Below are 24,774 nucleotides of genomic sequence, written 5' to 3' on the forward strand. Positions count from 1 at the left end.
GGTTGGGTGCTCAGGACGGGAATCAGCCGATCGCGGCTGGGCGGCGGTCAATCGTCGTAACGCGGAGTTAGCTCTATAGTAGGCGGAGTTAGCTCTATAGTAGATGGCTGCCCCCCTTCCCTCACCACAAACCCCTGCGGCCCCGTGTCCAGCCGTTTCTCTACTATCGATCAAGCCGTTGAGGCGATCGCGGCGGGTCGTGTTGCGATCGTCGTCGACGCGGAAGACCGCGAGAACGAAGGCGACTTTGTCTCTGCTGCTGAGAAAGTGACCCCCGAGACGGTCAATTTCATGATTACGCATGGCCGCGGTCAATTGTGCATGCCCCTGCTGCCCGACGCTGCTGAGCGACTCCGCTTGCCTCTGATGGTCGATGCGGGGGTCAACAACGCCCCGCTACAAACCAACTACACGGTCTCGGTGGATCACCGCTCTTCGCGGACGGGCATCACGGCTGAAGAGCGTTCGACGACAATCCGTGCCCTGTGCGACGACGCAAGTCAGCCCGAGGATTTTGTCCGTCCGGGGCATATGTTTCCGCTGATCGCCAAGGAAGGCGGCGTGCTGCGGCGTGCCGGCCACACCGAGGCGTCAGTCGATCTGGCGCGGTTGGCGGGCCTCAAGCCGGCCGGTGTGCTGTGTGAGATCCTCAACGAGCAGGGCGACCGCGCCGACCACGACTCCCTGGTCGCGCTTGCCGAAAGGTTTGACCTGCCGATCGTTTCCATCGAGCAGCTGATCGCCTATCGGCGGATCCGCGAAAAGCTGGTTGAAAGACAGGCCGAGGCGGCCCTTCCGACCAAGCACGGCGAGGCCCAGATCATTGTCTACGGCGTCAAATACGAAGCGATGGAGCCCGTCGCGATCGTCTTCGGCGATCTCACCTCGGTCGAGGCACCGCTCGTGCGGCTGCACTCGAGCTGTTTCACCGGCGACGTGCTCGGATCGCTGCGGTGCGATTGCGGAGACCAACTCCAGATGGCTCTCAGCCAGATCGGGGCCGAGGGGGTCGGAGCGGTGATTTATCTGCCGCAAGAAGGGCGCGGGATCGGCCTGGCGGCGAAGATCAAGGCCTACGCTCTGCAGGATAACGGCATGGACACGGTCGAGGCGAACGTCGCGCTGGGCTTCAAGGCGGACGCCCGCGATTACGGCGTGGGGATCCAGCTCCTTAAGGACCTTGGCCTGTCCAAGATTCGTTTGCTCACGAACAACCCCAAGAAGCTCGACGCGGTGGTGTACGGTGGGTTTGATCTGGAGGTGGTTGACCAAGTGGCGATTGTTCCCCCGGTGCACGACCACAACGCCGCTTATCTGGAAACCAAGCGGACCAAGATGGGCCACACCTTGCCAAGGTCCTGAGAGGGGCGCTCGGCCGTAGTCCGATAAAAACGAATGGCTGTCGCTGTGTTGCTTGCTTTCCATGTCAATGTCTACCAGCTTCCCGAGTCGGCGGTTGCGGGACCGATCCGACCGCTGCGCGGTGCCGAGCGCAGGACGATGACGGGGCCCAACGGGGGCCCGCCCCTGTTTCTGGCGACGATGCCCGCAACCTTCGACCAGATGCAGCTGAGGCTCGCCGAGCTGCCCCAATGCGATTGTGAACCCGACGGCTTCTTCTTGCTGACCGGAAGAACGTCCGACGGATACTTCTGGCGGCTTAGCGGTCACATGCAAGAGTACCTGCCCGAGGAAAGCGCTACCCCGCGTATGCATCGGGTAGAGCTCAATGGCGAGTGCCCCGCCGGCTTTCTCGACATGGTTCTGCGGACGATGGGCTGGCCTGACGCCACCTTGGCTTTTGAGCTTGTGCAAGAAGGAGTAACGCTCGGCGAAGACGACTTTCGCCGCTATGCGGCGTCAGCGGAGGCTGTTTGATCCAAACGGTCGGCGAGCCCCGCTCGCGGTGCGACTGATTGCACAACGCCGGGGAACCTCCTTGGGCGATTTCTTGCCAGGACCCGCATCGGGAGGTGCCGCGTGATCGGCCCGCAAGACGCACAACGGATTGCCGAGGTCGCTCTTGGTGCGCCGGGGTAAAGTTAAGCGGGTGCCTGCGCCTCAACACGCACCAGCACGCACTTGAACGCCGGCGTTTTGCTTTGAGGATCGACCGTGCGGCCTACCAACACATTCGCTTCCGGGTAATACATTGCCGCGTTGCCGGCCCGGATCGCGGGGAACGCCACGGCACGCACGTGTTCCATTCGGCCGGCCGGGCCAGACACGCACACCTGTTGCTCGTCGGACAATCCCAAACGAGCCAGGTCTTCGGGATGCAGAAGGATCACGCGGCGGCCCTCGACCCCGCGATACAGATCGTCTTCTTCGTAGACAACGGTATTGAACTGACCCTCGCTGCGGAGGGTCATTAGCCGCATCTCCTGGGGGGCTCCGCCAGCGAGTGGCGGGAGGTGGTGCGCGAACAGCTTTGCGCGGCCATCGGGGGTCGCGAAACGTGCCGTGTGGAACGTGCGGCCTTCGATCTGAAACTCTTGCTTCGTTTTGTCGATAGCGCCGAGTGCTTCCATGCCGGGGATCACTTGGGCGATCGCCTGACGCAGATTGCCCGTGTGACGAAGCGTACGCCAATCGATCGCTCCGAGTTGACAAGGCCCCTGCTTGGCAGAAAGACGCTGTGCCAACCGATCGGCCAGTTCAGCGATGAGACGCACCTCGCTACGTGGCCCGTCATGGCGGCGAGGCCCGCCGTCGCTGAGCCGGACGTAGTTGAACATCGACTCCTGGGTGGTGGGTTCGGGCTCTTCGTCGCGGGCGAGCACCGGCAGAATGAGCGTCTCACGAGCGACGCCCCAAGCATGCCCCGTGTTGAGGGTCGTGCTGAGGTACACCAATTGATCGAGAGCACCGAGCGCTTTGGCGGCAAAGGTTGCGTCGGGGTTTGAACCGTAGAGGTTACCTCCCAGGCAGAGACCAAACCGCAGCTTGCCGGCGGCCGCATCTTCCATGCAAGCCAGCGTGTCGCGGCCGGCGGTGGTCGGCAGGGTGACGCCAAAGTGCGTCTGCAACCGCTGGAAAACCGCGTCCTTTAGCTGGGGTGTCACGCCGACCGTGCCGATTCCCTGCACGTTCGAGTGCCCGCGGATGGGCATCAGGCCTGCCCCCGGCCGGCCGACCATTGCCCGGAGCAGCGCGAGATTCGCGATCGCTTGCACGTTTTGCACGCCGTGGGCGTGATGCGTGATGCCCATGGTCCAGCTGAAGACGGCACCCCGCGAACGTGCATAGCCCTCGGCGATCCGATCGATGGTTGGTCGATCGACACCCGACTTGGCGACCAGCTCGTCCCAGCCCACCCGTTCATAGGAAGCCTTGAGTTCTTCCCAGCCGTTGGTGTTCGCGCTGAGAAAAGCCTCGTCGTGCGCGCCTTGCTCGACGAGCCGTTTAGCAACTGCCGTTAGCAGCGCCAGGTCGCCGCCGATGTGTGGCTGCACGTACAGGCTCGCGATTTCTGAGCCGAACAACAGGCTCCGCACATCGCTGGGAACGCTGAAGTTGACCAGCCCCGTCTCCCGGATCGGGTTGATCACGATGACCTGACCGCCACGCCGCCGTAGGTCCATCAGCGTGCGCATCAGCCGCGGATGGTTCGAAGCAGGGTTACCCCCGATGACAAACACCAAGTCGCATTGGTCGAGGTCCTCGAGCACGAGCGTGGCGGTGCCGCTGCCGGTGACGCTCGCCAAGCCGACACCGCTGGCCTGGTGACAGTAGTAGCTGCAGTTGTTGACGTTGTTCGTTCCGTACAGCCGTGCGACGAGTTGCAGCAAGAATCCGGCCTCGTTGCTGCTGCGGCCACTGAAGTACCAGAAGGACTGGTCGGGCGAGAGTTCCGCTAGCCGGTTGACGATCCGCTCGAGCGCTTCGTCCCAGGTAATCGGCCGATAATGAGCGGGGCGACCTTGGGCGTCGCGTTGGTCGACGACGAGGGGGGTCGTGAGCCGGCCAGCGGCTTCGAGCTGCTTGGGCGTCATCGCGCGCATCTCGGCGATTCCGAAACGCTGCCAGAACGCAGCGGGAATAGCGCCTTGCATGTCGGCCGCCATGGCCTGCATCGACTTCTTGCAGACTTCCGGAAAGCTACCTGCCTCGTTGACCATGCCGCCCCGTTGCCCACCCATCCCGAGCGCACATGTCTTACAAGCATTGCGTGAGCGCATCGCCTTCCAAAACTTCCACAGCCCGCCCGCCTCGCGGGCTTTCTTCAGCGTGTAGGCCACGGCGGGCCAACCACCGCCAGTACGGACGCGTCGCATAGAGTTGCGCGGGGGAGAACAGTGGAATCGGATAGCGACGCCAGCTTAAGCCATCCGCCGCTTTTAGCCGAGCGTTCGCGGAGGATTCTTGGAAGGTGCCGCAGCGGCAAGATGCTCGGCAAGCTCCGTGAGAGAATTCGCTTGGGGGGGGCCCGCACTGTGCGCGGACCAGGGAGCAGCGTAAGCCCGTTGGGCGAAAAGCCGCTGCAACGCTCCCCCCTCGGCCGCGACATCGATCGCTCGGTCCAGCAGACGCGTGTGCAGCACCGCGGGGAAGGGCTGCCAAAGATCCGCCGCGCGATACGCTGCGGCGTCGAGCGTACGGTCGGCTTCGATTGCCTCTAGCAGCGGTATCAGTAAATCGCGGTGCGGACGCACGAGATCGCAGCTTGCGATGACAATCGTGCCGGGCCCGTGCATTGCTAATCGATCTTCCAGCGCCGCGATGACACCCGCCAGCGGGCCGACACCACCGGGCCAATCGGCGATGGTCCGAACCTGGGCAAACACCCCGGGCGTGCGCGGCTGACCGACGAAGACAAAGTCACCCGCAGGAGCCAATCGGCAACCGACATCGATTGCCCACGGAACGCCCTCGACAGAGTGGGTCGCCTTATCGGTCCCGAACCGACGGCTCTGGCCACCGATAAGCACATAAACCGGCGGATGCGCGTCGGATTGAAGGGACATTAGCGGGCGGCCTAGCTACTTGCGGGCGAAGACCCGCATCGTATCACAGTCCGGCAGACGGCTGAGACGGTTGGCCCCGCTGCGCAGCGCGGACCATGCCGAACGCATCGCAAGGTCAACGTTTTCTCGGATTGACTCGCAAACGGACCGTCTGGAGATCGACCGAACTGGGCCCCACAAGAACATCAAACTCACCCGGCTCGACGACCAATTTCTTGTCGATGTTCCAAAAAGCCAGCTCCGCAGGCGTGAGGGTTAGTTCGACGTCACGCGATTCGCCCGCGGGGATCGTGACACGCTTAAAGTTCTTTAGCTCAATCACCGGGCGGGTGACCGAGCTGACCAAGTCACGCACATAGACCTGAACGGTTTCGGCACCGGTGTAGGAGCCCGTGTTGGTCACCCGCACGCGGACCGTCGTTGATCCGTCGGTGTCGATTACCGGATCGCTGAGGCTTGGCTCATCGAACGCGAAGCGTGTATAGCTCAACCCGAATCCGAACGGGAACAGGGGCGAGATGTCGTCGAACAGGTAACCGCGCCGTGCGGAGGGACGATGGTTATAGAACGCCGGCACATGGCCAACCGAACGCGGGATAGTGATCGGTAGCTTGCCGCTCGGATTGCAACGTCCAAACAGGACGTCGGCGACCGCGGTACCAGACTCTTGTCCCAGGTACCAGCATTCCAGCAGCGCCGCGGATCGATCCGCCAGGTCTTTAACCGCGAGCGGTCGACCATTGAACAGCACCGAAACAATCGGCTTGCCGGTGGTGTGCAACGCCTCGACTAGTTCATCTTGTTTGCCAACGAGTTGGAGATCGGTACGGTCTCCCATGTGCTCGGCAGACCACGCCTCGCGCGAGGTTTGTTCGTTGCCCCCTCCAACGAAGATGACAAGGTCCGCTTGGTTAGCGATAGAGACCGCCTCGGCAATCTTCCGAAGATCCTCCTCTTCATCGGCGCGAACCACGGAATCTTCAAACCATCCGCCGCCCACCGTTATTGCACAGCCCTCGGCGTAGAGCACGTTTACGCTTTGAGCAACCGCCTGTTCGACCGCTTTGAGAACGGTAACAAACTGTTTGGGCTTGCCGCTGTAGCCACCGAGCATGACGCGATCGGCATTCGGACCGATCACGGCGATGGTTTTTAAGCGATCGGCTTGCAGTGGCAGCGTATCGCTCTGGTTCTTGAGCAAGGTGATAATCTGGCGGGCCGCTTCGAGGCTCAGCGCACGGTGTTCCTCACAGCCAACTACCGCTTCGGCAGCGGGCGGATCGACATACGGCGATTCAAATAGCCCCAGCGCGAACTTTTGAGCCAGCAGCGGTGCGACCAACTCGTCGATCTCTTCCTCGTCCACCACGCCACGACGAACCAGATCAACCAAGTGCAGGTAGCAGTCGGGTTCGGGTAACTCGATGTTCACACCGGCTCGGACGGCAGCGGTTGCTGCGGCTGCCGCATCGGCGGCGACATGGTGCCCAAAGAGTCCTTCACGATGGTGCAGCTCAGAGATTGCGTAGTAGTCAGAGACAACGGTTCCCGTGAATCCCCATTCTTGGCGGAGCACGTCGCGCAACAGCCAGCTATTGGCATGCGAGGGCACGCCATCAATCTCGTTGTACGATGCCATGACGCTTTGTGCGCCACCCTCGGCGATCGCTTTATGAAACGGCGTTAAAAAAATCTCGCGGAGGTGCCGCTCCGAGATGCTTACCGGCGCACAATTGGTGCCTGATTCCGGCTGACCGTGCGCGGCAAAGTGCTTGAGGGTCGCGATCACGCGATCGGGATCGCGTAGCTGGTTGTCTCCCTGCATGCCACGCACGGCGGCGAGTCCCATCTCTCCAACCAGATGCGGGTCTTCTCCAAAGGTTTCTTCAACGCGTCCCCAGCGGGCGTCGCGGGCAACATCCAGCACCGGTCCCAGCGCCTGGTGAACGCCGCAGGCACGCGCCTCGCGAGCGGTCATTTCGTACAAACGACGCACCAGCTCAGGATTGAATGTCGATGCCAGTCCGATCGGCTGCGCGAAGCTTGTTGCGTCGCGCCCGACAAGGCCGTGCAGGCATTCGTCGTGAAAGAGCACCGGGATACCGAGCCGACTGTTCTCGACAAAGAATCGCTGGATCGCATTGGTCAGTTCCGCGAAATCTCGAGGGGTTGCGCCGCCGTGGGCATCGCCAGGGCGCCCTACCTGGCCGATCCCATGTCCGTGACCAAAATGCTCGGTCGCTCGCGCGGGATCGAACCCTCCTTGATCGTCGAGCAGCTTGGTGACCTTCTCGTTCCAAACACAGACCATCTGCGCGACCTTCTCTTCCAGCGTCATTCGTGCCAACAGGTCGTCAACGCGACGATCGACAGGTAGCGACGGATTGCGATAGGCGGGCTGGGTGGCAACGGTGCTCATGTTGGTCGTCAACAGAATCAGAACTATCAATAGTTTCATCGGAGCGCAAGTCAGAAGAGGTCAGGTCTCGTTCAGCATCAACTATTCATTGGGGCGCGTGCCGACCGCGATAACCGCGTCGAAAGCGGGCTTCGGCCGGAGGTTGCGATCAAACAGCAATGAGTGCGCGGTACGGCCCTTGATCGGCCAGTTGTTGTGCCATGAAGCGCCGTCCTCTAGGCCCCAGAATGTGACGCGATCGATGAAATCGCGATGACGTACGAAGAGTTCGAAGACTTCGGTGTATCGATTCGCTAACTGGGCTTGTTTCTCGGCAGGCAAACCCTGCGTGTAGGGATCAAGCTCGGGTGAACCGACGGCTTGGCGGGCGACGTCGGCATCGATCTGGTCACCCGGCCATGGCAGAACGTTGATGTCCAGCTCGCTGATCATTACCTTGCCCGCCGCAGCGGAAAGCGATTGGATCGAGCGATCGATGTCTTCGATCGGCGGGTAATCCAGGCTCCAGTGGCCCTGCATGCCGATGCCATCGATCCGCACATCGTTGCGCTTCATTGTCCGGACAAGGCGTGAGGCTGTACGAGCTTTATCCTTCAGGTACAAGCTGTAGTCGTTGTAGTACAGTTCGGCATCGGGGTCCGCCTCGTGAGCCAAACGGAACGCGATCTCGAGGTAATCGTCGCCCAGGATTCTTCGCCATGGCGTGTCGCGGAGGGTGCCGTCGTCGTTGATTGCCTCGTTCACAACGTCCCAGCCTGCGATCCGTCCGCGGTAGCGTCCGACGACGGTCTGAATGTGCTCGCGGAGCGTGGCCAAGACCTGCTCCCGGGTCGCGGGTTGGCCATCAGCTCCCTGAAAGACCCAGTCGGGCGTCTGATTGTGCCACACCAGCGTGTGGCCCGTGATCCGCATCCCGTGCTGCTCGGCAAAGTCGACAAATCGGTCGGCGTCGGCGAAGTGATAGCGATCTCGCTCCGGATGGACGGACTGCCACTTCAAGAGGTTCTCGGGCGTGGCCGCGTTAAACTGCTCGGCGACGATCTTCAGCAGCTCGGGGTGCGGTTCGGTCAGCCAGTGGGTGGCGATCGCAACGCCCATCCGAAAATCATCCTGATAGGCCTCTTTGAGCGTAACGGGTTCCCCTGCCATGACCGGTGATGCGAAGCAGCACGCGATCAATCCTGCCGCGAGGCTCCGTTGTTGGCGACGGGGGGCTGGTGAGACAAAAGCTTGGGATCGTGTTGTGCAGTAATCGTTGCGGTTCATGAGAAGGCTCGTCTTTCTTGAAGCCGATCGCACAGAGAGCCTTCGAGCTCTCGATCGATCTCGTAAAAAAACAGGACGCCGGCACCGACAAGGAATGCGATCGCGGGGAACAGGCTCATCATGAGCCGAATGCCTTCGATCGCATCGGCACTTTGCGCGGCGTTAGGAACGTAGCCGTAAGCGTTCAGCAGCCAGCCGCTCAAGGCACCCCCGATGCTCAGCCCGAGCTTCAGGGCAAAGACCGTGGCGGCGAAGGTCATGGCGGTAGCACGGCGTCCGGTTCTCCATTCGGAGAGATCCGCCACGTCTGCCATCATCGCCCACAGGAGAGGGATCGATACGCCGTATACCAACTGGAGTAAGCACTGCAAACCAACGATCAGTCCCACGTGTGCTTCAGGCGCGACATAGAAGGTCGCTGTGATCAACGCCGCGACAAACTGAGAGAGGATGAATACGTTTCGCTTCCCAAATCGTATCGACAGTGATTTTGAGAACAGGATACCAAGCATCGAAGCCAACATGCCGGCACCGTTGAACCAGCCGAACCAGGCTTCTTGCTGAATCACGTACCGGAAGTAGTAGATGCCGACCCCGCCCCGCATCGAAAGATAGATGAAGTAGAACAGTGTGAGCACCGCCAGGGCGACCCACGAACGATTGGTAGCCAGGTCTTTCAGGTCGGTAGTAAACGAGTTTCTCTGCTCAACTGGCGGCCTGACGCGCTCTTTCGTCGTGGCGAAAGTGATGACAAATAAGAGCACCGCAAGGAGGGCCCAAAACGTCATGGTGAGCTGGTAACCGCGCGCCGTATCTCCCGCGCCTAAGTACTGCACCAGATCAAGCGTGTAGGTCTGCACCATAAAGGCGGCCGTCATCGCCAGCAGAAACCGCCAAGCTGTCAGGCTGGTCCGCTCGACCGGGTCGGCGGTGATCACACCCGTAAGCGCAGCGTACGGGATATTGTTGGCTGTGTAGACCATCATGAGCAGGTTGTACGTTACGCACGCCCAGATCACCTTACCGGTAGCGCTCAGATCCGGCGTTGTGTAGGCCAGGATAAAGCACAGCGCGAACGGGATGGCGGTTGCGACGATCCACGGCCGGAACTTGCCCCATCGGGTGTTAGTTCGGTCGGCCAACGCGCCGATAAGGGGATCGTTTACCGCGTCCCAAAGACGCGAGTAAAGAAAGATGGCCGCGACGGTCAGCGAAGAGATGCCGAGCACATCGGTGTAGAAGCTCATTAAAAAAATGAGCTGCGTCTGGAAGACGAAGTTGGCCGCGCAATCACCCAGACCGTAGCCCACCTTTTCGGTCAGCGAGAGCTTCTGCGTTGCTTTCACCGCGCGCGAGATGATCAGCCCTCGCTATCGTTTGTAGTGAGCGTCAAGTCGATCTGATTGTCCCCCGCTGCAACGGAGTAGCTCAGGCCCGCGGTGGTCGAGTCGAGGTAGCGTGTCGGTATTAGGGGGATCTGCTTGAGCGGTGCCCGCTCACCGGGGACCAATCCACTTCGGTCAAAGACCCTCACCGCAACCGTATAATCTCCCGGTGCCACTCCCCGCTGCTTCTTGGTGACCAAGAAGTAGCGTCCCTGTTCGTCGATATTCCCCCGCGCCGGTTCGACACCGGGCTTGGCGGGCACAAACAGCACCACACCTGGCGGAACCGGGTTGCCATCTAGGGTTACGGAACCGGTGACGTCGGCCCCGAAGGGGTTGTTGCTGCAGCCAACGGCAAAGAGTAGTGTTGCAGCGAGAGCCATTCCCGGAACTCGATGGTAGAGCCCTCGACAGGCGAGCACTCGCCGCGCATTTATCGGTTGGTGGGCACGAATCGGTACCGGGCGTGTCTCGCTTGTTCCTGATCGGCTAATGAGGGTCATTCGTTCACAACCTCACCGCCTTGGCGTGTCGAGCTTGCACGGTAAAAGATGTGATCGATGTCGTCCGTTACGTAGCGAACCGAACCGTCGCAGTAGGCGAAGTTAACACCGCCAGGGTGCAGGCTGCGGAAGCCACGCACCAACCACCAGCAGGCTCCGGGATCGGGAGCCCCGTCTGCCCCCAGGCATTCCGAGTCGTTCCGGTAATCGAAGTTGATGGGCACGGAGGTGACGGCCCAGTCGCCGTCGCTCGACCATGCGGCGCTATTCCCGTCGAGGGGTGAGCCCTCACCGATCATGAACGTGTTGCTCGTTCCATCGGTGATCTCGCGCATCTTGACGCCGCCGCGGATATAGGTGGCGCGCCAGAAAACGCCAACACAGTCGTCACCCGTGTAACAAGAAAAACGGGGTGTATAGGTGAACCCCTGCGGTTCATTCTCGAAAGCACCATCGCCGGCGTTACCTTTGTAGCTGGTCGTAGCGACGGTTACTTGCGCGCCCAACGGTACTTGAGAGTTGCTGCTATAGGGGTACTGAGTGCCCGCCTGAGCGCGGGCATTCTCATCGCTAGGGCAACTCAATACCGAGGGCTGTTGTCCGAGCGCCTGCTTGAAATCGGGGTCGAGGGTCCAGTTCATGCCCAGCTTTGTCCGGTCGGTCCAGCTGCCATTCACTCCGTGATTGGGAACGTCGAACCGGTCGTAGAGCGTTTGCTCCTCAAGGAACGGCAGGGTGCGGACAATCCAGCCGCCGCCATCCAAGCCCTCTTTGGGTACACCCAGAGTCGAACGGCTCACCCAGTTAAAGGACAATGCCCCGACATCAACTTTTTGGACACTGTTGCTCTCGAAGTAATCCTCGTCGACGGCGAAGTGGCCGTAGGTGTCGTGGTAGTTGATCGTCGCGAGGGCGACGTTCTTCATGTTGTTGATGCAGCTCATGCGCCGGGCGGCTTCGCGTGCGGCCTGCACTGCCGGCAAGAGCAACGCCACCAAGATGCCAATAATCGCGATAACGACTAGTAATTCAACGAGCGTGAACGCCCGGGGTCGATGAAGGGAACGCGTCATGCTCGCTATCCTGTGAACGTAGACATTTTACGTGAGAGAAGAAAAAAGTGGCGCTGGCGAACCCCCTGCACGTTCGCCAGCGCCTCGCTGACGGTGCGCTAGCGCTTCAGAGCGTCGCGACGCCCCCCCACCAAGAGCAACACCATCGAACTCATGATTAATACGGCAGTCGGTTCTGGCACGGCCGCTGCGCCAGCAACGCCAAAGCCCCAGTTGCCCAGCAGCGCATTCAGCTCGCCGTTGTCGACGGGCGAGGTGAAGCCGTTGATCCACGAGGCGGGAACGGTGGGCGAACCCCAGCTGCCCAGGAGCAGGTTCAGGTCGCCGTTATCGACTTTGCCGTCGCCGTTGAAGTCGCCATCAACCGCCGTGGGGGTGAACTGCACGATCGAGAACCGCGCGATCTCGATGCCCAGTGCACCGAGTGAGTTGTCGGCGTCTACTTGAATCTGCAGCTGGCTGAGATCGAAATTCTGGAGCCCGTCACCGCCGTTGGCGAAGCCAAAGGTGGTGAGGAATCCGCTTTCCGATCCCGATCCGAGGGGGATCGTGAGGGTGGTGAACCCACTCGAGTTGAATTCGCTCGTATCGACCGTGAAGATAAAGTCTTCATTGCCCAAACCGGGGCCGCTGTCGTCGCCGTCGTTGTCACCCATCAGCAGGTTGAAGCTGGTCGCGGCGTTGCCGGGCAACAGCCGGGCCTCGACCTCGATGGCGTACTCGGTTGCTTCGAAATCGACGCTCAAGCCGGTGAATCCTAGCCCGCCCCCTGCGAGCGGGGTGGCGCTCAGCGCGGTGTTGATGACAAAATTACCGTTGGTCTGATCGACAACTCCTGTCTCTTGGAAGGTCCCGAAGCTGAAGCTCTGCAATTGAGAGGCAAACGTCGCGGGGGTTAGCTCGATGAGGGTCGTTTCAGCCGAATCGACGAGGGTCACGCTTTCGATGTCTACCTGCAGACGCTCTGCGAGACCGAAGACGGTCTGGATCTGCACCTGCGCCAAGCCATAGTTCTGGATGCCGTCACCGGGCATATCCCCGAAGCCACCTTGTGTGAAGAGCGGGCCAAGGTTGAGCGGCTTGGTAAGCGTCACAAAACCGTCCACGGGGCTGATGCCGGTGAGATCGAACTCGTAGACGTGCTCATCGCTGAAGCCCGCACCATCGAGATCCTTAAGCGTGACACGAAACTGTTGTGCCACGTTGTTGGCACCAACTTGCAGACGCACTTCGAGCTGAGTGGTGTTGACGTCGAAATCCGCAGCGATGTCGGAACCGGCACCGCCGAAGTAGTCGCCGTTTGAGTCGAAGTCGTTGATGTCGAGGCTCAGCAGCCCCATCGAGGAGTCGAACGTACCAAAGAAGTTGTCGTCAAAATCACCGAATCGAAAGCCGTTGGCGTTGAACTGATCCGCGTCAAACGTTGCGACAGCAACGGCCGAAGCCGTCGTCGCAACAAGTGTCAAAGCGATACCGCTGAGCAGTTGCCGCGCAGCGACATGATAAGAACTCATCGTGGTCTCCACAGAAGGGTGTGCGAGAAGAGTGGGGAGGGGGAGATCGGCTGTTCTGTAAACCGCTTAATCAAAACTAAGAACGAATCAAAGCCTTATCAGCTCCGACGTCGCTGGCCAAGAATCATCATCGAAATCAACACGCCACCCAGCGATGCCGGCTCGGGGATCGACGGGGTTATGCGCAGATAATCCACCTCGACATTGAGTCGGCCGGTGGAACCGAACGGAGTCTGAATCTGGATCTGACGCAGCCCCGGATCGACGGCTCCGTTACCCAGGGTGAAACCAAAAGCACCTTGACTGAAAAGCGGCGTGCTCAGGGGCAGCGTGAGCACGTGGAACTCGCCGTCGTTGGGAACCGAGAGCAGATTGAACTCGTACTGGTGCTCGTCGGCCGTTCCGGCCCCGTCGTCATCGATAAAGACGGCGCGAAGGGCGCCGGCCGCATTGTTCGGTAGCAGCTTGACGCGCAGCTCCCATTGGTGCGTAGCCGCATCGAAGTGTTGGGGAACAAAGGTCATCGATCCGGGCGGGTTCTCGACCACATAATCGACGCCGACCCCACCAAACACTCCGTTTGAGGCGTTGTTATCGCTGACGTCAAAAACGAGGCTCGTTGCGGTCTCGGTAACCGCCCCGCCGCCGAAATCATCGAAAGTGAACGAGCCGAAGCCGTTAACCGGATCATTCGTGGGGAGCGCGTTCTCGTCGAACACGAGCGTCGCGGCTGATAGGGGGACGGCGAGCAGTAGGCACGGCAGCACGAACAAGAGGCGAATCATGAGGAACACTCAGGGGATAGAGTCTTGAGAAGCTAGGGAAGCTGTTTCCCGTCATCGAAGAAGGTGGATGGCGTTAAGGGGATGGCGTTGCAGAAAAAAAGACGCGGATCGGTGGCGTGCCGCGAAGACGATCGCAGCAGTCGACTAACGATTCTTTGAAGAAGGGGGAGCGGTCGTGCTGCGAATGACAAGCCGTTGCCGCAAAACGAGATTCTCTAAGGGGGCTTCAGGATCGTTGATCCGAGCGATGAGCTGCTGAGCGCCAAGCCTTCCCATCTCGGCGGTTTCAAACCCGACGACGGTAAGAGGTGGCGTCATGTACTTGGTTATTGCCATGTCGTTAAACGCGACGAGGCTAAGGTCGGTGGGAATCGCCAACCCGTGCGACCAAGCTGCGTGCGTAATCAGCAGGGCCTCAACATGGCAGTAGGCAACAATGGCGGTCGGCGGCTCGGGTGCGAGCAAGCGGCCGATCGCTTCGTCGATGTCGCTGCGCCAAAACGCGATCTGATCGGCGAGACCCGCCTCGCGCATCGCACGCTCGTAGCCTGACCGGCGTTGGGTAACGCTCACATGTTCACGGATGGTATCGGCGATATAAAAAACGATGCGCTTGTGACCTAGGCCGATGAGATGGCGGGTTGCTAGGTAGCCGCCCGAAGCATCATCGGTGCCGATGGAGGGGGCCCCCTCGAATTGGTCGTTGAGCAGCATCACGGGCAGTCGGCCGTCTCGGATAACCTCTTCGGTCGACTCCGGAACGTGCTGCAGAAACGCCAAGCCATCAACGCCGTTGCCATAGACAAGCCCTTTCCAGTCACTGGAAGGGGTGACGGGGATCAGCCGCAGATCGTAATTCAGCTCTTGCAGAGACTGGGTGAACGAGATGGCGATCTCGTTCATCGGATCCTCGAAGATCCACATCGGGTCCGAATACAGCAGGCCAATGGTGTGAGTCTTACCCCGCGAAAAGGCCCGCGCACGCCAATTGGGCCGATAGCCGAGCTCTTCGGAGATGCGCAGGATCTCTTGCGCACGCTTGGCGCTCTTGCGATGGGCCCCTTTAACATCACCGCGGAGCACGCGCGCGACAGTCGAGCTGGAAACCCCAGCCCGTTCGGCAATTTCGTCGATCGATACCGACATAGTTTCTCGTCGTGGTCTCTTTAGATAGTCGTTATCTTGGAAGCGAACGCGTTTCGCCCCAAAATGATCTCCGGCTAAGGCGCCGTCAGTCGAAAAAGGGGGGATTCAAGTACTTGCCATAAGCGTCTGCTTAGCAGGGCAGTATGCCAACGCTGCCATATTGGCCAAGCGGATCGCTTCAGAGGAGCACCGTAGCAGGGAGAAAAGCCGAGAATACGCTGGCGGGCCAGCAGCAGCGAATTTAATCGCTAGTATCCTCTTTCCTTCTGCTTTTTAAGCTCGATCCGAGCGGGTGTCAACAACTTTCGACGAGATTTTGACAGCGCTGGCAAATTGTGCCAAAATCGTTACTAACGCGGTGGCGATCAACGGTGAAACCAGTGGCTTCTCCTGCGTCGTCCTGCTGCGCAGGCGCGGACTTCATCGGCAAGCTCGCGACGAAGAGCAACACCGACGGTCTTCTTTCTTCTTCTCACAACGCACGTCTGGCCCTTTAGAGGATGAGCTCTAGGGTTCAGCCTCTGCCTCGCCTCCTTCGGAACGCACGATGCCATCTTCTGCGCCCTTGCGATTGTCGTCTCGCAACAGCATGCCGCTTGTTAACCCCTCAAGCTCACTGGCGGGGGTCCGGATCACAGCAAGTCGGATAGCGGTGTCGTTGGTGGTTGGACTCGTGATGACCTCCTCTGCCGAATCAGCCGAGCTGGTTCTGAGCGATTTCAACGGCACAGGGTTTGACTACACGTTTAGTGGCTTCAACCAAACGATCGGTGCCACTGGCGTCCGCTTGACCGATCCCACCGACAACTCGGGCGGAGCCGGCATCGGCCTGGGGTCGCTTAATCTGAACAGCTTTGCGAACGGCCGATTGGTCATCGATGTGACACCGCTTGTAGGGAACGGTGCGAACCGCTTCGACCTCGAGCTGATCGAATCTTCCACCAACGGCCAGACCTCGCGAAGCGGTAAATGGTCTTTCGATGTTTCGTCGTTAACCCCTGGCGTGCCGACAACTCTTGTTTCGCGTACGACGCTCGACGCGCCGGATACGGGTATCGGCGATTTTCAGAATCTGAACCTGGGACAGATCTCGACATGGCAGGTGCTCGGTGATTTCACCACCGCTGCTCCGTTCGATTTCTCATTCGATCGAGTGGCGATCTCGACCGATGTTGCCCCGCCGCCGGCTTACCCCGGTGCCGAGCCGAACGCTCCCTGGCGAACCCAGGCGGCAAGTCAGATTGAGGTGGTTCGCAAAGCGGACTTTGCCGTGTCGGTGGTTGATGCGGCGGGGAATCCGGTCCCTTCCGCCACGGTGCAGTTCAACATGCGCGAGCATGAGTTCGGCTTCGGTTCAGCGGTTCAAGCCTTCCGTTTACGAGACAACCAGCCACAGCATGCCACCTACAAGAGTTTTACCTCGCAGCTCTTCAACCTCGCGACGATCGAGAACAACCTGAAGTGGCCTGCCTGGGAAGGGGAATGGGGCGGCCTGTGGACGCAGCAGGGCGCGCTCGCAGCGCTCGACTGGCTCGACCAGCAAGGGCTCGACGCGCGGGGCCACGTTATGGTTTGGCCGGGCAAAGACAACCTTCCGCAAGACCTCCGTCAGATGCTTGCGGATAATGATCTGAATCCCGCCGAACAAACCGCCGTGCGGAATCGGATCGCTGCCCATATCGCCTCGATCGCCGCGGCGACCAACGGCAAGTTGGCCGGCTGGGACGTCATCAACGAGACCCGCACCAACAACGATCTGATGCGCGAGCTGAGCGAGGGTGACCAGGCGATGGTCACGTGGTTCCAGCAGGCCGCCGCCGCTGCTGGAGAGGCCGACCTCTATATCAACGACTTCGGCATCCTCAACAACTGGGGTGCCGGCAACAACCGCAACCAGTACTTCAACACCATCCAGCAGCTCCAAGCCCAGGGTGCCCCGGTCGAGGGGATTGGCTTTCAAGGGCACTTCGTCGAGAGCGACATCTCGGGTCCCGAACAGATTTGGGAGGTCCTCGATCAGTTTCAGCAACTGGGACTGAAGATGCAGATCACCGAATTCGACTTCGATACCACCGACGAACAGCTCCAGGCCGACTATCTGCGCGACTTCATGACCGCGGTTTTCGCGCACGAAGGAATCGACGACTTCATCATGTGGGGTTTCTGGGAAGACGCCCACTGGAAGCCCGATGCCGCGATGTTCCGTAGCGACTGGTCGATCAAACCCAATGGCGAGGCATACCTCGACTTGGTCTACAACCAATGGTGGACCGACGAGAGCACGACGACCGACGCCTTGGGTGAGACGTCGGCTCGCGGCTTCAAGGGCGATTATCTGGTCACCGCCTCGGCTCGCGGAGAAAGTGTCAGCCAGACGGCGACCCTCTCTACGGATGGAGCACTACTGACGATTGTCTTGCCGTTTCTGGTTGGCGACTACAACAACGATGGCTTTGTCGATGCCGCTGACTACACGGTCTGGCGCGACTCGAAAGACACAACTGTCACCCCGGGCACGGGTGCCGATGGCAACGGCGACGGCTTCATCAATCAGGCCGACTATCTGATCTGGAACAACAACTTCGGAGCGGCCTTCCCGCCCGCGGCGGCGGTGCCTGAGCCAGCCAGCGCGGTGGCGCTCGCGCTGATGACCATCATTGCGAGCGGACGTCGGCGCGGTTAAACCACGGGGGGCAGATAACCCTGCCGACACCTTACCTGACCGATTTCCTAATCAACCTGCCTCGTTCGACGCCATGCCCGCTTTTGCCGAAGTCGCTGCTCCGATTGCCTACGAGGGTCCGAAGAGCCGCAATCCCCTGGCCTTCAAGCACTACAACGCCGACGAGCTGGTCGAGGGCAAAACGATGCGGGACCATCTGCGGTTCAGCGTTGTTTACTGGCATACGTTCCGCGGCACGGGTGCCGATCCGTTCGGTCCCGGCACCATGCTACGCCCGTGGGACGATGGCAGCGACTCGGTCGAGAACGCCAAGAACCGGGTCCGCGTTGCGTTCGAGTTCTTCGAGAAGCTCGGTGTGCCCTACTACGCTTGGCACGACCGCGACGTCGCACCCGAGGGGGCCTCGCTCGCCGAAACCAACAAGAACTTCGACGCCGTCGCCGCGGTGCTCCAAGAAGAGCAACAGCGCACCGGGGTTAAGCTGCTGTGGGGCACCGCCAACCTGTTTAGCAACCCGCGGTTCATGCACGGGGCTGCTACCAGTTGCAACGCCGACGTGTTCGCCTATGCCGCGGCACAGGTCAAAAAAGCGCTCGAGGTGACTCACAACCTGGGCGGTGAGGGGTACACCTTCTGGGGAGGTCGCGAGGGGTATCAGTCGCTGTGGAACACGGACATGAAGCGCGAGCTGGAGCACCTTGCGCGCTTCCTGCATCTGGCGGTGGACTACGCCAAAGCGATCGGCTTTAAGGGGCAGTTCTACATCGAGCCCAAGCCGAAGGAGCCGACCAAGCACCAGTACGATTCCGACGCCGCGGCCTGTCTCAACTTCCTGCGTCAGTTCGACCTGCTGCCGTACTTCAAGCTCAACCTCGAGACCAACCACGCGACGCTGGCCGGGCATACCATGCAGCACGAGCTGGAAGTCGCCAGCGGCTCAGGCGCGTTGGGATCGATCGATGCCAACACGGGGGACCTGCTCCTCGGGTGGGATACCGATCAGTTTCCGACCGACATCTACCTGACAACGCAGTGCATGCTGTCGATCCTCAAGTCGGGAGGTCTAACGACCGGCGGAGTGAACTTCGATGCCAAGGTGCGGCGTGAGAGCTTTGAGCCGATTGATCTGTTCTACGCCCACATCGGCGGTATGGATGCGTTTGCCCGGGGCTTGAAGATCGCCGCCGCGATCCGCGCCGAGGGGCGCTTGGAACAGATGGTCCGCGACCGCTACGCCAGTTGGGACAGCGGTCTGGGGGCGCAGATCGAGTCGGGGGCGCACAGCTTTGCGTCGCTCGAGAAGCTCATGCTCGACAAAGGGGATGCGGCACCAAACCAAAGCGGTCGCCAAGAACTCTTCGAGAACGTCGTCAACGATTACGTTTAATCAAGTTGCGGCCTTCGCCAGCGCCCGCATCATCGGCAAGCAGCCGCGAGTATCGTTGCTTTTGTTGGTCTGGCCAGCTGACCGGCAGGCCACTAAAGCCGGCGCGAATTTAAGCCGGCACGAATTTTTTTGACAGGCGCTGCCTGAAGCGTCAGACTCGCCCACGGAACAGTACCGTGGGCGGGTTAACCGGTTGGCTCGGGATACCGCCCTCCTTTCTTCAAAAGGGGCAAATGATGCGCGCAGGTGATCGAAGACGGGCCGATGCAAGGTTGAAACGGTGCCTAGCCACGCTAGCTCCGCTGGGCCAAGCCGTGTTGGGCGTGCTCACGCTACTCGCGTTCTTGTTGCCAGCCACGGTGCAGGCGATTCAGCCCGCAGCGGTGGAAGTCGTGCGTGAATCGCTGGATTCCGCCCAACCACAATCCAAAGAGCCAGGCCTATCACAAACCGGCGAGGCAGTCCCCCAGCAGTCCGCGGTGACTTCCCAACGGCGCATCTGGCTCGATGCCTACCCCGAACGCAGCGAAGCAATCCTCCGCCAGCTCGATGCGTCGTTGGGGTCGGCCGGCTTTGATTTTCAAGAGATCCCGCTCGAAGAGCTGGTCGCATTCGTCGAAGATACATTCGGTTTCGAGATAATTCTCGATAGCAACGCGCTCGACGAAGCGGGGATCGGTACCGACGAGCCGGTGACCAGTTCGTTGAAAGATGCCAAGCTGGGCGTGGCCTTGGAGTCGGTGCTCCGCAAATTGAGTTTGACCTATGCGGTGCGTGATGGCGTCCTCACGATTACGAGCGAGAATCGTGCCCAAGAGATTGCCTGCGTGGCGATCTATCCGGTGCGTGATCTGTTCGGCTCGGTGCCCGACTATGCGGCCCTCGTGGCCACCATCCAGAAATGCCTTTCTGCCAACGCCACGGGGGACGTGCAGGTGATGGTCGTGCCCCAACGCGGCGCGCTGGTGGTGAGTGGTGATACGGCCGCGCACCAATCAATCCAGCGCTTGATTGCCGGGCTGCGCGAGGCTCCGCTGGACGACAACTGGCAGCCCCCCGTGGTAGAAGATGTATTCGGAGAACAAGGATTAAGTGGGGGCGGCCAATTTTAGGCCCTTAATGCCTGGCAGCCCCGGTACCTGCCACGCTACTTATCAACGCCGCTCGATCAAACTCAAGGTATGAACTGATTGGCCCGAGATTCGCTTGATCGTTCGGCCGTTTGCGAAGCGTTCCACGCCGCCTGGACGCGCGTGATTGTTACGGCCCAAGATGAAGAGTGGCTCGCCGCTGCGACTGCCGCGCTAACCGGTTATGGCACAAGCGTCATCGGCTGCGATGCCGAGCTGGCCGTCGAACGCCGACTGTCGGGCAACGAAACTCCCGATGGCCGACCCGGCGTGGCGATCATGGCGTTTGCGTTCAGCGTCGCTAAGGTGGCGCGGGCGATCGCCAACCGCGTGGGCCAAGCCGTGTTGACATGCCCCACCGCTGCGCTCTTCGATGGCTTGCCGGAAGCCGCCGAGCGTGCGCCGCTGGGTGATTACCTGCACTACTTTGGCGATGGCCACGAGCGCACCAGTGGTCAAGCCTGGGTCCTTCCGGTAATGGAGGGCGACATTGCGATCCCAGCCACCTGTGGCGTTGCGTCGGGCGTGGCGGGAGGCAACCTGATCTTTATGGGGAGCGCTCCGGCACCGGTGCTCGCGGCGGCGCGCAGCGCGGCTCTAGCGCTCGCCGACCTCGCGGGGGTCATCACGCCGTTCCCCGGCGGCGTTTGCCGGAGCGGCAGCAAAGTCGGCTCCCGTTACTCGGCCCTGGTGGCCTCGACGAACGAAGCGTATTGCCCGACGCTCCGCGACCGCGTCGCGACACGGTTGCCAGAGGGTGCCACGGTGGCCTACGAGGTCATCATCAACGCCGCAGAAGAAACTTTGCTCCGCCAAGCGATGCAGATTGCGATCCGTACGGGCCAGGGGCCCGCGGTGCTCGGTATCACGGCAAGCTCGTACGGTGGCAAACTGGGCAAGATTGTTATCCCGCTTGTTGAGCTGGCTGATGGCGAGAAGCGGTAAAGCAGCGTCCACAGTCGGGAAGCTTTTTCCAGGTAGCTTGCCGGGTGCGGCTCTCACCGTGGGGTACCCCCGTCAGGGTCGCGGACGAGGCTCTCAGGCGGTCACAGCCTTGATCGCCCGTTTTTTTCTGAGGCACTTGCGCCAAAAGTCAGCCGTTCTCAGCTCGCCGCCTCGACCAACGGACGACAACCGGCCCACGTGGGGCCCGAGCGACTCGCCGCCCGCGTTTTGCCGAGGTAGAAACGCCGTTTCACTAGTAAACCTTGGGGGCGCGGGCCGCTTGAATTCGTGCCAGAAGCCCTCTCATGAGACGCTCAAGCGAACGCGGCAGGGGTGATTCGGGGCGAGTCGGAGTGGGTTGAATCGTTGCAAGCACGGGCGGTGGATGAGTAAACTTCCGGCTGTGCCATCGCCCCCCTCGACGCTCCCACACAGGAAAGCAGTCGACGGATCGATGGAGTCGATATCGAGTAGTAGCGGAGTCCGCGGTGCGGCCTCCTTCGCGAGAGTCCCAAGGCCACGAGCCCGATGAGCAGCGAGTCGCAGGCGTCCGCGCCGATCGAGTCTTCCATCTCTTCTCCTTCCGACGAGCGTCCCACGGATTCTTCCGCGGCGGCTAACGCGCAGGCCGGAGCCGAATCGGGCGATCGCCCGAGCGAGCGTCTGCGGATCGGCACGCAGCGTGACGCGCAAGAGGAGCAGCCACTCGAGCTTAAACCGAAGCCGGTGATGCCCGTCAGCACCGGAGCCGAGACGCCCCGCGATGCCAAGAAGTATCCGCCGCCGAACGTTCGTGCGCAGCTCTCCACAGAACAAGAGGCAGAGCTGCAAGCGATCCTCGCAGAAGGTTCGGCCGAAGACGCGATGGACTCGGCGGCCGCCCCCGACGAGTTGCCGCCTGAAACCAAGATCAAGGGACGTGTCCTGCAGGTCACCGGCGACGCGGTGATCGTTGATCTGGGCAGCAATCGCCAGGGCCTCGTGCCGCTTAAGCAGTTTGAAGTTAAGGGCTCCGGCGGCTCGGTGGCCGCCGAGGCGGTGTCAGCCTCAGCCGATGAAGCCGTTGCCCCCTCGCCGAGCGAGGAAGCTCCCGCGGCGCACGCACCAGCGGAAGGAACGGATATCGAGGTGGTCGTGGTTTCGCTCAATGCCGACGAGGGCACTTATGAGCTGAAGCTGCCGACCGCCGCTATCGACATCGGCAACTGGGACGAGGTTCAGGTCGGACAGACCGTCGAGGTCTCGATCACAAGCCACAACAAAGGTGGCTTGGAGTGCAAGGTCTCTGGCATCCGCGCTTTCATGCCCATGGGGCAGATCTCGGTCTACCGGGTCGAGAACGCTGAAGAGTACGTTGGCCAAAAGATGACCGCGGTCATCACAGAGGCCAACCGCGGCAAACGAAATCTGATACTCAGTCATCGCGCGGTGATGGAGCGAGACAAGGCGGCCAATCGCGAGAAGCTGCTCGCCGAGCTGGCTCCCGGACAGACCCGCGAAGGGGTTGTTCGCAGCCTGCGTGACTTCGGCGTGTTTGTCGACTTGGGCGGAGTCGACGGCATGATTCACGTCTCGAAGCTCAGCTGGGACCGCATCACGCATCCTAAAGAGGTGCTTTCCGAAGGGCAGCAGATCAAGGTCAAGATCGACAAAATCGATCAGCAGACCGGCAAGATTGCGCTCTCTTACCGCGAGTCGGCCGACAATCCGTGGGATTCCGTTGAGCAAGACTTCCCGATTGCTTCCGTTGCCCGGGGCAAGGTTAGCAAGATCATGGACTTTGGCGCCTTTGTTCGCCTCAAAGCGGGGGTCGAGGGGCTGATCCATATCTCGGAGCTCGATCACAAGCGCATCCACCGCGTCAGCGACGTGCTCAGCGAAGGGCAAGATGTCGAAGTGAAAGTTGTCTCGGTCGATCGGGGTAAGCAACGGATCGCCCTCTCGCTGAAAGCGATGATGGCTCCTCCGCCGAAGCCCGAGGGCGGCAAGAAAGAGACCGAATACGCCGACGAGCCTGAGACTCGCCAACCCCGTCAGTCCTTCAAGGGACTCAAGGGTGGCATCAGCACGCCGACCGGCGGTGAAAACTTTGGCCTTAAGTGGTGATCGCGCTTCGGAGTGAAAGTCGCTTGCCGCTGGCGATAGCCACCAGCATGGTGTTCGCCGTGCTGCTAGGGCTTGCCTGCGCCGAGGCAGATGAGGCGTTCGATCCGGCCGCAACGCCGGTTCGGCCGCCGAACGTGGTCTTTATTCTCGCGGACGATCTGGGGTACGGCGACCTGAGCTGTTTCGGTCAGCAGCGCTTCCAAACACCCCACCTAGACCGTCTGGCGGAGCGTGGCATGCGGCTCACGCAGCACTATGCCGGCAGCACGGTTTGTGCACCCTCGCGGTGCGCGCTGATGACCGGCCTGCATACGGGCCGCTGCGAGATTCGCGGCAACCGAGAGCATCGCAGGGCGCCTCAGCAGGGGGGCGATCCACTGCGGACTTCGGAGGGGCAGTCGCCGATGGTTGGCCCCGCTCCCACCATCGCCGAGGTGCTCCACAAAGCCGGCTACGCGACCGGTGCGTTCGGCAAGTGGGGCCTGGGCTACCCTGGATCGGCCGGTGATCCAACACGCCGAGGGTTTGACCGCTTCTTTGGCTACAACTGCCAAGTTCACGCCCATCGCTATTTTACGGATTACTTGTGGAGCGATACGCAGCGTGTCGCGGTGGATCCCGCGGCCTACACGCCCGACCTGATCCGCGAGCAAGCCATCGCTTTTCTGCGCGCGCACCGAGCTGAGCCGTTTTTTTGTTTCTTGCCAACCACGCTGCCGCACGCCGCCATGGAAGCCCCCGCCGAGCGGGTGCGACCGTGGCGCGACCGGTTCGCTCAATTCGAGGGACGCGTAGGCGAGTACGCCCACACGAAAACGACCAACCCGATCGCGGCCTTCGCCGCGATGGTCACCCAGCTCGACAGCGACGTAGGCCAGATTGTTGCTGTGTTGGAGGAGCTTGGCCTCACGGACAACACGCTGATTGTGTTCACCAGCGACAACGGGCCGCACAAGGAGGGGGGGCAAGACCCCGTGTTCTTTGACTCTAATGGTCCGTATCGCGGTCACAAGCGTGACCTGTATGAAGGAGGCTTGCTAGCTCCAACGATCGCCTGCTGGCCCGGACATATCACGCCCGGAGGCGTGAGCGACTTTGCTTCAGCGGGGTGGGACTGGTTGCCCACGCTGTGCGAGGTGACCGGAGCGGAAACTCCTGCCGAAATCGACGGTGTCTCGCTCGTGCCCGTGCTCCTGGGGCAGGGGGATCCTCCCCAACGGGATTATCTGTACTGGGAATTCCACGAGCAGGGCGGTCGGCAAGCCCTGCGTCGCGGAGCGTGGAAGATCGTTCGTCAGAACGTGCGTAAAGAACCCGCCGGGGTGCCCGAGCTGTATCACCTGCCGACCGATCCCGCCGAGAGCCACAACCTGGCCGCCGATAGGCCCGAACTGGTCCGCGAGCTGAGCGAGTTGATGGACTCGGCAAGGACTCCATCGGAACGCTTCGACTTTGGTCGGTGAAT

18 protein-coding genes are annotated in these 24,774 nt (G+C 61.0%); 8 read left to right on the forward strand and 10 right to left on the reverse strand.

What is annotated here, in order from left to right; genetic code table 11:
• Positions 1-144: 144 nt before the first annotated feature.
• A complete protein-coding gene (ribB, locus tag Pla111_RS06485; RefSeq protein ID WP_146572501.1) occupies positions 145-1,362 on the forward strand; it encodes a 3,4-dihydroxy-2-butanone-4-phosphate synthase in 1,218 nt (405 codons plus the stop codon).
• 33 nt (positions 1,363-1,395) lie between these two features.
• Entirely contained in the window at positions 1,396-1,878 is a 483-nt protein-coding gene (locus tag Pla111_RS06490; protein ID WP_146572503.1) for a hypothetical protein, read from the forward strand.
• A gap of 164 nt (positions 1,879-2,042) precedes the next feature.
• Here the strand turns inward: Pla111_RS06490 and Pla111_RS06495 are convergent, their stop codons facing one another.
• The 10 genes from Pla111_RS06495 to Pla111_RS06540 form a co-directional block, all read right to left on the reverse strand.
• Positions 2,043-4,277, reverse strand: coding sequence for an FdhF/YdeP family oxidoreductase (locus Pla111_RS06495; protein ID WP_146572505.1), 2,235 nt, complete (start codon positions 4,275-4,277; stop codon positions 2,043-2,045).
• 63 nt (positions 4,278-4,340) lie between these two features.
• The gene (gene mobA / locus Pla111_RS06500; protein WP_146572507.1) at positions 4,341-4,967 is read right to left on the reverse strand and encodes a molybdenum cofactor guanylyltransferase; all 627 of its coding nucleotides are present in this window, start codon (positions 4,965-4,967) and stop codon (positions 4,341-4,343) included.
• Between the two features lie 115 nt (positions 4,968-5,082).
• Entirely contained in the window at positions 5,083-7,425 is a 2,343-nt protein-coding gene (locus tag Pla111_RS06505) for a glycoside hydrolase family 3 N-terminal domain-containing protein (RefSeq protein WP_146572509.1), read from the reverse strand.
• A gap of 42 nt (positions 7,426-7,467) precedes the next feature.
• Entirely contained in the window at positions 7,468-8,652 is a 1,185-nt protein-coding gene (locus Pla111_RS06510; protein WP_197524812.1) for an endo-1,4-beta-xylanase, read from the reverse strand.
• Complete coding sequence (locus Pla111_RS06515; protein WP_197524813.1) at positions 8,649-9,998, reverse strand: MFS transporter; 1,350 nt, start codon at positions 9,996-9,998, stop codon at positions 8,649-8,651. Before Pla111_RS06515 ends, Pla111_RS06510 begins: the two co-directional genes overlap by 4 nt.
• 14 nt (positions 9,999-10,012) lie before the next feature.
• Positions 10,013-10,420 (reverse strand): hypothetical protein, encoded by a 408-nt coding sequence (locus Pla111_RS06520; RefSeq protein ID WP_146572512.1) that lies wholly within the window; start codon positions 10,418-10,420, stop codon positions 10,013-10,015.
• A gap of 116 nt (positions 10,421-10,536) precedes the next feature.
• The gene (locus tag Pla111_RS06525) at positions 10,537-11,613 is read right to left on the reverse strand and encodes a DUF1559 domain-containing protein (protein WP_146572514.1); all 1,077 of its coding nucleotides are present in this window, start codon (positions 11,611-11,613) and stop codon (positions 10,537-10,539) included.
• 98 nt (positions 11,614-11,711) lie between these two features.
• Positions 11,712-13,127 (reverse strand): hypothetical protein, encoded by a 1,416-nt coding sequence (locus Pla111_RS06530; protein ID WP_146572516.1) that lies wholly within the window; start codon positions 13,125-13,127, stop codon positions 11,712-11,714.
• Positions 13,128-13,225: 98 nt separating this feature from the next.
• A complete protein-coding gene (locus Pla111_RS06535) occupies positions 13,226-13,912 on the reverse strand; it encodes a hypothetical protein (protein ID WP_146572518.1) in 687 nt (228 codons plus the stop codon).
• 144 nt (positions 13,913-14,056) lie between these two features.
• Entirely contained in the window at positions 14,057-15,058 is a 1,002-nt protein-coding gene (locus Pla111_RS06540) for a LacI family DNA-binding transcriptional regulator (protein ID WP_146572520.1), read from the reverse strand.
• 547 nt (positions 15,059-15,605) lie between these two features.
• Here Pla111_RS06540 and Pla111_RS06545 point away from each other — a divergent pair.
• The 6 genes from Pla111_RS06545 (at position 15,606) to Pla111_RS06570 (ending at position 24,772) form a co-directional block, all read left to right on the forward strand.
• Positions 15,606-17,741: an endo-1,4-beta-xylanase gene (locus tag Pla111_RS06545; RefSeq protein WP_146572522.1), complete on the forward strand. Its 2,136-nt coding sequence runs from the start codon at positions 15,606-15,608 to the stop codon at positions 17,739-17,741.
• 73 nt (positions 17,742-17,814) lie between these two features.
• Positions 17,815-19,128, forward strand: a complete 1,314-nt coding sequence (gene xylA / locus Pla111_RS06550; protein WP_146572524.1) for a xylose isomerase — start codon at positions 17,815-17,817, stop codon at positions 19,126-19,128.
• 272 nt (positions 19,129-19,400) lie between these two features.
• The gene (locus Pla111_RS06555) at positions 19,401-20,240 is read left to right on the forward strand and encodes a DUF4974 domain-containing protein (protein ID WP_146572526.1); all 840 of its coding nucleotides are present in this window, start codon (positions 19,401-19,403) and stop codon (positions 20,238-20,240) included.
• Positions 20,241-20,318: 78 nt separating this feature from the next.
• Positions 20,319-21,203, forward strand: coding sequence for a formylmethanofuran--tetrahydromethanopterin N-formyltransferase (gene fhcD / locus Pla111_RS06560; RefSeq protein ID WP_146572528.1), 885 nt, complete (start codon positions 20,319-20,321; stop codon positions 21,201-21,203).
• A 528-nt stretch (positions 21,204-21,731) separates the two neighbouring features.
• The gene (locus Pla111_RS06565; RefSeq protein ID WP_146572530.1) at positions 21,732-23,309 is read left to right on the forward strand and encodes a 30S ribosomal protein S1; all 1,578 of its coding nucleotides are present in this window, start codon (positions 21,732-21,734) and stop codon (positions 23,307-23,309) included.
• A 23-nt stretch (positions 23,310-23,332) separates the two neighbouring features.
• A complete protein-coding gene (locus tag Pla111_RS06570) occupies positions 23,333-24,772 on the forward strand; it encodes an arylsulfatase (protein WP_231930788.1) in 1,440 nt (479 codons plus the stop codon).
• Positions 24,773-24,774: the final 2 nt, after the last annotated feature.

Origin of the sequence: Botrimarina hoheduenensis (genome assembly GCF_007859815.1) — a bacterium.
GTDB classification, from domain to species: domain Bacteria; phylum Planctomycetota; class Planctomycetia; order Pirellulales; family Lacipirellulaceae; genus Botrimarina; species Botrimarina hoheduenensis.

Coding starts and splice junctions, on each gene's coding strand:
- Pla111_RS06490 (WP_146572503.1), top strand. CDS start 1,396: ATGGCTGTCGCTGTGTTGCTTGCTTTCCATGTCAATGTCTACCAGCTT.
- Pla111_RS06495 (WP_146572505.1), bottom strand. CDS start 4,277: ATGCGACGCGTCCGTACTGGCGGTGGTTGGCCCGCCGTGGCCTACACG.
- mobA (WP_146572507.1), bottom strand. CDS start 4,967: ATGTCCCTTCAATCCGACGCGCATCCGCCGGTTTATGTGCTTATCGGT.
- Pla111_RS06505 (WP_146572509.1), bottom strand. CDS start 7,425: ATGAAACTATTGATAGTTCTGATTCTGTTGACGACCAACATGAGCACC.
- Pla111_RS06510 (WP_197524812.1), bottom strand. CDS start 8,652: ATGAACCGCAACGATTACTGCACAACACGATCCCAAGCTTTTGTCTCA.
- Pla111_RS06520 (WP_146572512.1), bottom strand. CDS start 10,420: ATGGCTCTCGCTGCAACACTACTCTTTGCCGTTGGCTGCAGCAACAAC.
- Pla111_RS06525 (WP_146572514.1), bottom strand. CDS start 11,613: ATGACGCGTTCCCTTCATCGACCCCGGGCGTTCACGCTCGTTGAATTA.
- Pla111_RS06530 (WP_146572516.1), bottom strand. CDS start 13,127: ATGAGTTCTTATCATGTCGCTGCGCGGCAACTGCTCAGCGGTATCGCT.
- Pla111_RS06535 (WP_146572518.1), bottom strand. CDS start 13,912: ATGATTCGCCTCTTGTTCGTGCTGCCGTGCCTACTGCTCGCCGTCCCC.
- Pla111_RS06540 (WP_146572520.1), bottom strand. CDS start 15,058: ATGTCGGTATCGATCGACGAAATTGCCGAACGGGCTGGGGTTTCCAGC.
- Pla111_RS06545 (WP_146572522.1), top strand. CDS start 15,606: ATGCCATCTTCTGCGCCCTTGCGATTGTCGTCTCGCAACAGCATGCCG.
- xylA (WP_146572524.1), top strand. CDS start 17,815: ATGCCCGCTTTTGCCGAAGTCGCTGCTCCGATTGCCTACGAGGGTCCG.
- Pla111_RS06565 (WP_146572530.1), top strand. CDS start 21,732: ATGAGCAGCGAGTCGCAGGCGTCCGCGCCGATCGAGTCTTCCATCTCT.